Source organism: Actinomycetota bacterium (assembly GCA_014360655.1).
Classification (GTDB): domain Bacteria; phylum Actinomycetota; class Geothermincolia; order Geothermincolales; family RBG-13-55-18; genus JACIXC01.
Genome location: JACIXC010000004.1, coordinates 185,644 through 195,505, shown reverse-complemented (window position 1 = coordinate 195,505; position 9,862 = coordinate 185,644). Strand labels below are relative to the sequence as shown.

8 protein-coding genes are annotated in these 9,862 nt (G+C 64.9%); 2 read left to right on the top strand and 6 right to left on the bottom strand.

Features of this window, described 5'->3' with window-relative positions:
- The first annotated feature begins 350 nt into the window (after positions 1 to 350).
- Positions 351 to 1,589 carry a thiolase family protein gene (locus H5T73_04905; protein ID MBC7247104.1) on the top strand — a complete coding sequence of 413 codons (1,239 nt, stop codon included), beginning with the start codon at positions 351 to 353 and terminating at the stop codon, positions 1,587 to 1,589.
- A 348-nt stretch (positions 1,590 to 1,937) separates the two neighbouring features.
- Complete coding sequence (locus tag H5T73_04900; GenBank protein MBC7247103.1) at positions 1,938 to 2,597, top strand: hypothetical protein; 660 nt, start codon at positions 1,938 to 1,940, stop codon at positions 2,595 to 2,597.
- An 82-nt stretch (positions 2,598 to 2,679) separates the two neighbouring features.
- Here H5T73_04900 and guaA read toward each other — a convergent pair whose 3' ends face one another.
- From guaA to rimI, 6 genes are all read right to left on the bottom strand, one after another.
- Positions 2,680 to 4,221 carry a glutamine-hydrolyzing GMP synthase gene (gene guaA, locus H5T73_04895; protein MBC7247102.1) on the bottom strand — a complete coding sequence of 514 codons (1,542 nt, stop codon included), beginning with the start codon at positions 4,219 to 4,221 and terminating at the stop codon, positions 2,680 to 2,682.
- 139 nt (positions 4,222 to 4,360) lie between these two features.
- Positions 4,361 to 5,521: a GuaB3 family IMP dehydrogenase-related protein gene (locus tag H5T73_04890; GenBank protein ID MBC7247101.1), complete on the bottom strand. Its 1,161-nt coding sequence runs from the start codon at positions 5,519 to 5,521 to the stop codon at positions 4,361 to 4,363.
- A 619-nt stretch (positions 5,522 to 6,140) separates the two neighbouring features.
- Positions 6,141 to 7,757: a chaperonin GroEL gene (gene groL, locus H5T73_04885; protein MBC7247100.1), complete on the bottom strand. Its 1,617-nt coding sequence runs from the start codon at positions 7,755 to 7,757 to the stop codon at positions 6,141 to 6,143.
- Positions 7,758 to 7,806: 49 nt separating this feature from the next.
- On the bottom strand, positions 7,807 to 8,094 hold the full coding sequence (gene groES / locus H5T73_04880; GenBank protein MBC7247099.1) for a co-chaperone GroES: 288 nt from the start codon (positions 8,092 to 8,094) through the stop codon (positions 7,807 to 7,809).
- A 247-nt stretch (positions 8,095 to 8,341) separates the two neighbouring features.
- Positions 8,342 to 9,355, bottom strand: coding sequence for a tRNA (adenosine(37)-N6)-threonylcarbamoyltransferase complex transferase subunit TsaD (gene tsaD, locus H5T73_04875; GenBank protein MBC7247098.1), 1,014 nt, complete (start codon positions 9,353 to 9,355; stop codon positions 8,342 to 8,344).
- Positions 9,345 to 9,857 carry a ribosomal protein S18-alanine N-acetyltransferase gene (gene rimI / locus H5T73_04870; protein MBC7247097.1) on the bottom strand — a complete coding sequence of 171 codons (513 nt, stop codon included), beginning with the start codon at positions 9,855 to 9,857 and terminating at the stop codon, positions 9,345 to 9,347. Before rimI ends, tsaD begins: the two co-directional genes overlap by 11 nt.
- Positions 9,858 to 9,862: the final 5 nt, after the last annotated feature.

The window sequence follows — 9,862 nt, the reverse complement described above, 5'->3', positions numbered from 1 at the left end:
TCTACGGCTACAAGGTCCCCGCCCGGGTGGAGTTCTTCTCCGAGCTCCCCCGCCACATCGACGGCAAGATCATCAAGCGCGAGCTGGAGGAGAGGTACTGGAAGGGCGTGGAGAGGCGGGGGTGAAAACGGGGGTTGAGAGAGGAGCGGATTGGCCTTAATATGAGATGTATACCAAAAGTTCACATTAGGATCCCTGCTGCAGGATCATCGAGGAGAGGACGGAGAGGAAAACCGCGATCGCTCCCGGGAAACGGGGTGGCGGGCAAAAGGAATCGGGTCTTGGACCCTGTATTTCATGCTTGACTGAAGGATTGAACGAAGTTTCCAGGGTGGAAGGAGGAAAAGCACATGGAATGCAAGGAAGTCGTGGTAGTGGAAGCGGTTCGCACCCCCACCGGCAGGTCGGGCTGGGCGGGAGCGGCCAAGGGAGGCGTCTTCTCCAAGACATCGGCGCAGCATCTCCTGGCCACCGTGTTGCGCGGCCTGGTGGACCGCGTGCAGGAGAAGTCGCCCGCGTTCGATCCGCGCGAGATAGAGGACACCGCGGTGGGGTGCCTGAGCCAGATCGGGGACCAAGGCTTAAACGTGGGACGTATCGGAGTACTGGCGGCTGACCTTCCCGAGGAGGTGGCCGGCTGGACCGTCAACCGCTACTGCAACGCCGGCCTGCAGGCCATCAATTCCCAGGCCCACGCGCTCATGTGCGGTGCGGGGGAGATAGCCATCGCCGCTGGGGTGGAACTGATGAGCCACTACTCCATGGGCTCCGATTTCATAGCGGCGGGGCAGGCGGGCATGCCGGCGAGCATGCATCCCCGCGCCGCCGAGAGGGGCGCCATGGTGCCCATGGGGGTCAGCGCCCAGATGGTAGCCGACCGCTACAACCTCGCCCGCGAGGACATGGACCGCCTCGGCCTCTGGAGCCACCAGAAGGCGGTGCAGGCCATGCGGGACGAGGAATGGTACCGCAAGAGGGTCATCCCCGTCGAGGTAGAGGAGGAAGGCGGAGGGAAAAAGATAGTGGACAAGGACGAACCCCCCCGCGCCCAATGCCTCGACGACCCCGAGGCCGCCTACGCCAAGATGGCCTCCCTGCCGCCTCGTTTCAGGGAAGACGGCACCGTCACCGCCGGCAACTCCTCCGCCATCGTAGACGGCGCGGCCGCCGTGATGCTCATGACGGCTGAGAAGGCGGAGAAGCTGGGACTGGAGCCCATGGCCCGTATCGTCTCCACGGCCGTCGCCGGTTCCGAGCCCGTCATCATGCTCCTGGGGCCCATCCCCGCCATGCACAAGGCGCTGGACCGCGCCGGTATCACCATGGACGACGTGGACGTCTTCGAGCCCAACGAGGCCTTCGCCTCCCCCGTGCTCGCCTTCTGCATCGAGTTCGGGCTGGACTTCAACGACCCGCGCATCAACCCCACGGGGGGAGCCATCGCCATAGGGCATCCCATCGGCTGCTCCGGGGTCCTATACTTTACGGAGATGGTGCACTGGCTGAAGCGCCACAACCTCAGGTACGGCCTGCAGACCCTGTGCGGAGGCGGAGGGGTGGGCATCGCCACCGTCGTGGAAAGGGTCTAGCCAGAGGTATAGCCCGTCCTCCGGAAGCAGGACGCTTCCCGGCTCGCCAGGCACAGGGCGAGCCCCGCCCCCGTGCCTGGCCGGCCCTTGGGTTTTGCCTGCCTTCCACTAGAGGTATGATATATGTGGAGACAACAGAAGGCGGGCGATGCTTGGCCGTGGAGACACGGGAAACGTTCATGTCGCCCGTGCTTTACGACGAAGGGCTTCCTAAGGAGCGAGGCTTACCGCCCGCCTACATGACGCGCGCAGAGGGGAAACCGGTTTCATGTCCTGACCCGATGCGAAACGCATCGCCCTTGGACGCAAGAGGCGCGCCGGAAGGCGACCGGGATGAAAGGGGGGGAAATGGATAACAGGAAATCGCTTCTGGCCGTCGCCCTGATCTTATTCTTCCTGGCGTGCATGACATTGGCGCCGGGCTGCGGCGGCAAGCGGGTAAAGGGCGGCGAAAGTCCGGGGGTCGCGGAGGAGGAGCTGGCGGAGGAAACCGCGGAAGCCGCCGAGGGCGAGGCCCTTCCTGGCACTTCCCTCGATGAAGGCGTTACCGCGGAGGGCACCAGGAGGCCGAGCGGTTACGGTTTCGATCCCCAGGAAATAGGACACAAGGAGCCCCTGGAATATCTTCAGCTGGTCGACGTACGATGGTCCGACCACGGGGATTATTTCCGCCTGGTGGCCGAACTGAAGAAGCTCGACGGAAGCGACGTGGAAAACGTCCCCTGGTGCAGGGCGGAGATCTTGGAAGATCCCACGGACCTTCCGGGAAGGAACACCATGCTCTTTATCAGGGGCATACATGCTGCGGACATCCACGTCGCTTCACTCAGACCCGGTATCGGCACCCTGACCGGTGACCCCATGTGCTTCCAGGTGAGTTTGACCACGACTTTCAGTTATGACGGCGTGGATGGCGCTACCCTTCACGTATCCAAGAACGATAAGAGGCCTCACCGCCTGAGCTACGCCACGTCTCCCATGCGTATTATCCTGGACATCCAGAAGTGATCGCACGGGGTTCCGTCTGAACCTGGCCTCGCTTCAAAGCGGCGCCGAGGGAGACGGTTACCCTGAGGCCCGGCCTAAAACCTCATTCCCACTCGATGGTGGCGGGGGGCTTGGAGGAGATGTCCAGCACCACCCGGTTCACGCCGGGAACCTCGTTGATGACGCGGCTGGAAATCCTCTCCAGAACCTCGTAGGGTAGGCGCGCCCAGTCGGCGGTCATGGCGTCCTCGCTGGTCACGGCGCGCACCACGACGGGATAGGCGTAGGTCCTCTCGTCCCCCATCACCCCCACCGTCCTGATGTCGGGGAGGATGGCGAAGGACTGCCAGAGCTCGCGGTAGAGGCCCGCCCTCTTCACCTCCTCCACCACGATGGCGTCCGCCTCCCTGAGGATCTCCAGCTTATCCGCCGTCACCTCGCCTATGATGCGTATGGCCAGCCCGGGTCCGGGGAAGGGCTGCCTCCAGACGATCTCCTCCGGTAACCCCAGCTCCTCCCCCACCGCGCGCACCTCGTCCTTGAAGAGGTTGCGCAGCGGCTCCACCAGTGTGAAATCCATGTCCTCGGGAAGCCCTCCCACATTGTGATGGGACTTTATCCTCGCGGCATCGCGGGTGCCGCTCTCGATGATGTCCGGGTAGAGGGTGCCCTGCACCAGGTAATGGGTGTCCTTGAGCTCCCTGGCCACTTCCTCGAAGACCCTTATGAACTCCTCGCCGATGGCCTTGCGCTTGGCCTCCGGGTCCACGACTCCCCGCAGGCGCGAGAGGAAACGCTCCTGCGCCTTCACGTGGATGAGGTTCATGTGGAAGTGGCGCCGGAAGGTGTCCTCCACCTGTTCCGCCTCCCCCTTGCGCAACAGGCCGTGATCCACGAAAACGCAGGTGAGCTGGTCTCCCACCGCCTTGTGCACCAGGACCGCCGCGGTGGCGGAGTCCACCCCTCCGGAAAGCCCGCAGATGATCTTGTTATCCCCCACCGCCTCCCTTGTCTCGCGCACCGCCTGCTCGATGATGGAGACCATGGTCCAGGAGGGAAGGAGGTCGGCCGCGCCGAATAGGAAGTTCTTGAGTATCTCCTTTCCCAGGGGCGTGTGCACCACCTCCGGGTGGAACTGTACCCCGTAGAGGCGCCGCTGCGCGTCCTCCATGGCCGCCACCGGGGAGGCGGCGGTACGGGCGGTGACCCTGAAGCCGGGGGGCGCCTCCAGGACGCTGTCGCCGTGGCTCATCCACACCGTCTGGTGCAGGGGAAGCTCCTCGAAGAGCACGCTCCCCGCCGTGACCTCCATCTCCGTCTTCCCGTATTCCCTCACCCCCGTGGGCTCCACCCTGCCGCCCAGCTCGCGCGCCAGCAACTGGTGGCCGTAGCAGATGCCCAGCACGGGGATGCCCAGCTCCAGGATGCCGGGGTGGGGGCGCGGCGCGCCTTCCTGGTAAACACTGGAAGGCCCCCCGGAGAAGATGAGGGCCTTCGCGCCCCGCCTCCTTATCTCCTCCGGCGTCACGTCATAGGGGACGATCTCCGAATAGACCCTGCATTCCCTCACGCGGCGCGCGATGAGCTGGGCGTACTGCGCACCGAAATCGACGACCAGGACGCTGTCCTCCGGGTGCTCTTTCAACGCCGCCCCCTTCGACCATCCGGCAGCTCCGCTCCCGCACGGAAGGTCCCCCTCGTGGAAACGGGCTCGCGGCGCGCGGGGATGGTCGCAAGCAGGTTCCCGTCGCGCCGGCCCCCGTGGCTCACCCCACGTTCACCTTTCACTTGATCATCCCCACGCCCTGCTCGAACTGCAGGCCCTTCCCCTCCGTGCGTATGGCGGGGGCTATCATCACCTCGGCGCGCTGGAAGTCCTTGATGTTCTCGTACCCGCAGGTGGCCATGGAGGTGCGCAGCGCCCCGAAGAGGTTTACCGTCCCGTCGTTCTCGTGGGCCGGGCCCACCAGTATCTCCTGCAGCGTCCAGCGCTGCACCGTCCGCACCCTGGTGCCCCGGGGCAATTCGGGATGGAAAGTCGCCATTCCCCAGTGGTAACCGAGCCCCGGCGCCTCCTTGGCGGAGGCGATGGGCGACCCGAGCATCACCGCGTCCGCCCCGCAGGCTATGGCCTTTGCGATATCCCCGCCGGTGCGCATGCCGCCGTCGGCTATGACATGGGCGTAGAAACCCGTCTCGGTGAGGTGGCGCACCCGCGCCGCCGCGGCGTCCGCCAGCGCAGTCGCCTGGGGGACTCCCACGCCCAGCACCCCCCGCGTCGTGCATGCCGCTCCCGGCCCTACCCCCACCAGCACCGCAACCGCCCCCGTGCGCATGAGGTGCAGGGCCGTGGAATAGGAGGCGCAGCCGCCGACGATGGCGGGTATGGGGAGGTCGGCGATGAACTTCTTCAGGTTGAGGGGTTCCGTGCGCGTGGACACGTGTTCCGCGCTGATCACCGTACCCTGGATGACCAGGATGTCCAGGCCGGCCTCCAGGGCCGCCCGGTAATACGTCTCCACCCTCTGGGGGGTTAGGGACGCGGCCGCCACCACCCCTCCGTCCTTGATCTCCCTGACGCGCCTGTATACCAGCTCCTCCTTTACGGGCTCCTGGTATATGCGCTGCATACCCCTCGTCGCCTCCTCGTTGGAGAAGGAAGCGATCTCCTCGAAAACCGGCCCGGGATCCTCGTACCTCGTCTGCAGGCCCTCCAGGTTGAGCACGGCCAGGCCGCCCAGTTTCCCCACCGCGATGGCCATGGGGACATCCACCACCGCGTCCATCGCCGCCGCCAACATGGGGAGGGCGAACCTGTGTCCCGCTAACTCCCAGCTTATGTCCACGTCGTCGGCGTCCCTCGTGCGCCGCGACGGCACAATGGATATGTCGTCGAATCCATAACCTCTTCTTCCAAATTTTCCCAACCCTATCTCTATTTCCATCTCCACCTCCAGGACCATGGGTATGAAACCGTTATTCCCTTGCCGCTTCGCGCGTATGGTTAAACCGCTTCTGGTCAGGGCGCGATTTTTCCCGTTCTTTTCGGACACTTCCCGCGCTGGTTTTCTAATATATTAGATATTCATTAATATACTCCTTCCTTGCGGTGTCAACCCCGCCCCATAACGCCTACCGACCAGGCCGGGTCCGGGGGTCGGGCGAGGGACATCGCAAGCGGCCTCCCGATTACCACCCACCAAGCCCGGGGAACTACAGGGTCGGTCGCAGCGAGTCTTACTGAACCACCCCGACCAGGCCGGGTCCGGGGGTCGGGCGAGGGACATCGCAAGCGGCCTCCGGACGAGGAAGGTAGATGATAAACCCTTGCATTCATGGAGCTCCTGCATGAAGAGGGGAAACCATCGCGAGGCCGCGCGTCGCGGAGCGAGCACGAACCCCCGGCCCGGCCTCTTTATGCAACCACCAAGGCCGGGAACGACCGGGTCGGTCGCAGCGAGCCTGCGAGCGAGACCGTTACCCGGCGGCCCGGCCGCCGGCAGAAATAAAGGGGAGGGAATGAAAAGGGAGGGGCGGAGCCCCTCCCTTTTCGGACAACAACCACTACATCATACCCGGCGGCATCCCGCCACCCATGCCGGCCTTCTCCTCCTCCGGCTTCTCCGCCACCACCGCTTCGGTGGTGAGCAGCAGGCCGGCGATGGAGGCCGCGTTCTGCAGGGCGGAACGGGTCACCTTCGCGGGGTCGATGATGCCCTCCTTCATCATGTCCACGTATTCGCCGTTGAGAGCGTTGAAGCCGTGGCCTTTCTCGAGGGTCTTCACCTTCTCCACCACCACGGAGCCCTCGGCGCCCGCGTTGTTGGCTATCTGCCGCAGGGGCTCCTCGAGGGCGCGCTTCACGATCTCGGCGCCCACCTTCTCGTCGCCGCTCATCCCATCCGTCTTGATGGCATCGACGGCGTTGACCAGGATGACGCCTCCGCCGGGAACGATGCCCTCCTCCACGGCCGCCTTGGTCGCGGAAAGGGCGTCCTCGATGCGGTGCTTCTTCTCCTTGAGCTCGACCTCGGTGGCGGCGCCGACCTTGATGACCGCCACGCCGCCCGAGAGCTTGGCCAGGCGCTCCTGCAGCTTCTCGCGGTCGAACTCGGAATCGGACTTCTCGATCTCCGACTTGATCTGGTTGATGCGGCCCTTGATGTCCTCGGGGCTGCCCTGGCCCTCGACGATGATGGTGTCCTCCTTGGTCACCTTCACCTGGCGCGCCCTGCCCAGCATGTCCAGGGTGACGTTCTCCAGCTTGATGCCCAGCTCCTCGCTGATGCTCTGGCCGCCGGTGACGATGGCGATATCCTGCAGCATGGCCTTGCGGCGGTCACCGAAGCCGGGCGCCTTCACCGCCACCGACTGGAAGGTGCCGCGGATCTTGTTCACCACCAGGGTGGCCAGCGCCTCGCCCTCCACGTCCTCGGCGATGACCAGGAGTGGCTTGCCCGCCTGCATGACCTTCTCCAGCACCGGCAGCAGGTCTGCGATGGCGCTGATCTTCTGGTTGGCGATGAGGATGTAGGGGTCGTCGAGCACGGCCTCCATGCGCTCCGGGTCGGTCACCATGTAGGGCGAGAGGTAGCCCTTGTCGAACTGCATCCCCTCCACGACCTCGAAGCTCATACCGAAGGTCTGCGACTCCTCGACGGTGATCACGCCGTCCTTGCCCACCTTGTCCATGGCGTCGGCGATGATCTGGCCCACCTCTTCCGAATCAGCCGAGATGGCGGCCACGCGCGAGATCTCGTCCTTGGTCTCGACCTCCTTGGACATATCCTTTATCGCGCCCACCACCATCTCCACCGCCTTGTCGATGCCCCGCTTGAGGGCCATGGGGTTGGCTCCCGCGGCCACGTTGCGCAGTCCCTCGCGCACCATGGCCTGGGCGAGCACGGTGGCGGTGGTGGTGCCGTCGCCGGCCACGTCGTTGGTCTTGGTCGCCACTTCCTTGGCCAGCTGCACGCCGCAGTTCTCCCAGACGTCCTCCACCTCGATCTCGCGGGCGATGGTCACCCCGTCGTTGGTGATCACGGGGGCGCCGAACTTCTTCTCCAGCACCACGTTGCGGCCCTTGGGGCCCAGGGTGACCTTTACCGTGTTCGCCAGCTTGTTCACGCCTTCCTCGAGCAAGCGTCTCGCTTCCTCGTCGTACCTTATCTCCTTGGCCATTTCCTATCTCTCCTCCTTCAGGAAATCCTCACGGCCGTGCATGCCCGGCCTACTTCTCGACCACGGCGAGTATGTCCCTCTCGCTCAGGATGAGGTGCTCCTCGCCGTCGATCTTCACCTCCGTCCCGCCGTACTTCGAATAGATGATGGTGTCCCCCACCTTCACCTCAAGCGGGACGTACTTGTCGTTCTCCCAGCGTCCGGGGCCGACGGCGATGACCTCCCCCTCCTGCGGCTTTTCCTTGGCGGTGTCGGGGATCACCAGGCCGGACTTGGTCTTCTCCTCGCTCTCGCCGGGCTTTACGACCACCCGATCTCCCAACGGTCTCAGCTTCATCTACACATCCCTCCTATCTCTGTACCTGTTCGTGTTTCCCTGCTTTAGCACTCGCCGTTCAAGAGTGTTATCACTCTACTGATATGTGTGTTAGCACTCTAATGCCAAGAGTGCTAAGAAGAAAATAATATGCCGCCGGGGAAAAATCAAGACCCTGTTCCATCTTTTTCGGGATTTTTCCCGCGGCAGCCCCCATCGTGCCCCCCACGAAACCCCTCTTAGCCCAAAGTCGGGGGAAGCACGACGATCAGGCCAGGGGGAGCACGGCGGCCGCGTCCACGTCCAGCGGGGATATGTCGCCCTCCGCGAGCATGCGCCAGCCGAGGTAGGCGACCATGGCCGCGTTGTCCACGCACAGAGAGAGGGGAGGGTAATACAGCCTGGCGCGGCCCCGCAGCCCTTCCTCGAGCCTCTCCCTCAGGAAGCGGTTGGCGGCCACGCCGCCCGCCAGCACCACCCTGTCCACGCCGCACTCCTCCGCCGCGCGCACTATCTTGTGCACCTGCACGTCAACCACCGCCGCCTGGAAGGAGGCGGCCACGTCCTCGACGCTCACGGGTTCCCCCGCCTCCCTGCGCCTGCGCACGTAGTTGACCACCGCCGTCTTGAGGCCGGAGAGCGAGAAGTCATAGCCGCCGTCTCGCATCATGGCGCGCGGGAAGGGTATGGCATCGGGGTCCCCCTCACGCGCGGCGCGCTCTATCTCAGGCCCCCCGGGATAGCCCAGTCCCAGGAAGCGGGCCACCTTGTCGTAGGCTTCCCCCGCGGCGTCGTCCAGGGTTTCCCCCAGCACGTGGTACGAGCGATGCCGCGGCATGTGGGCCAGCAGGGTGTGGCCCCCGGAGACGACGAAAGCGAGCAGCGGCGGCGCGAGTTCCGGGAAGTGGAGAAAATTGGCATATATGTGCGCCTCCAGGTGGTTCACGGCGAGCAGGGGTATCCCCAGCGCGAAGGAGATGGCCTTGGCCGCGGTGAGGCCGACCAGCAGGGCACCTATGAGACCGGGACCCCGCGTCACCGCCACCCCGTTGAGGTCGCCGTATCCCGCACCCGCCTCGTCCAGGGCCTCCCGCACGGCGGGCAGCAGCGCCTCCAGGTGGGCGCGGCTGGCGATCTCCGGCACCACCCCGCCGTAGCGCGCGTGCAACCCGGCCTGCGAGGAGATGACCAGCGAGAGGACCTCTCCGTCGCCCTTCACCACCGCGGCGGAGGTCTCGTCGCAGGAGGTCTCTATCCCCAGCAGCAGCCCCTCAGAAGGCATGGGCATATCTCCTCCGCAGGGCGCGCAGCTTCTCGCGGTAAGAGGGCGACGTGATGTCCTCCGTCCACATGATGTAGGCGTTCTCCAGGTTGTCCAGGTAGTAGTTCTTCCTCTCTCCCATGATCTGGAAACCGAACGAGGTGTACAGCTCGATAGCCGGCCGGTTGGACACGCGTACCTCCAGGGTGAGAAAGCGCGCCCCCATGACCTCGACGCGCGCGATGAGCTCGAGGAGCAGGCGGGCGGCGATCCCCCTGCGGCGCAGGTCCCGGCGCACAGCCAGGGTCATGACATGCGCCTCGTCCAGGATGAGCAGCGCCCCGCAGTAGCCCGCCAGCTCCTCTCCCATCCTGGCGACCAGGTAACACCCCTCCTCCTTCCCGATCTCGCGTCGGTACATGTCCATGTTCCAGGGACTGGAAAAGGAGTCCCTTTCCACCGCCATCACCTCGTCGAGGTCTCCCTCGCGCATGCGCCTGACGAGCAGGGATTCGCCGTTCATCCTCC

Coding starts and splice junctions, on each gene's coding strand:
- H5T73_04905 (MBC7247104.1), top strand. CDS start 351: ATGGAATGCAAGGAAGTCGTGGTAGTGGAAGCGGTTCGCACCCCCACC.
- H5T73_04900 (MBC7247103.1), top strand. CDS start 1,938: ATGGATAACAGGAAATCGCTTCTGGCCGTCGCCCTGATCTTATTCTTC.
- H5T73_04890 (MBC7247101.1), bottom strand. CDS start 5,521: ATGGAAATAGAGATAGGGTTGGGAAAATTTGGAAGAAGAGGTTATGGA.
- groL (MBC7247100.1), bottom strand. CDS start 7,757: ATGGCCAAGGAGATAAGGTACGACGAGGAAGCGAGACGCTTGCTCGAG.
- groES (MBC7247099.1), bottom strand. CDS start 8,094: ATGAAGCTGAGACCGTTGGGAGATCGGGTGGTCGTAAAGCCCGGCGAG.
- tsaD (MBC7247098.1), bottom strand. CDS start 9,355: ATGCCTTCTGAGGGGCTGCTGCTGGGGATAGAGACCTCCTGCGACGAG.
- rimI (MBC7247097.1), bottom strand. CDS start 9,857: ATGAACGGCGAATCCCTGCTCGTCAGGCGCATGCGCGAGGGAGACCTC.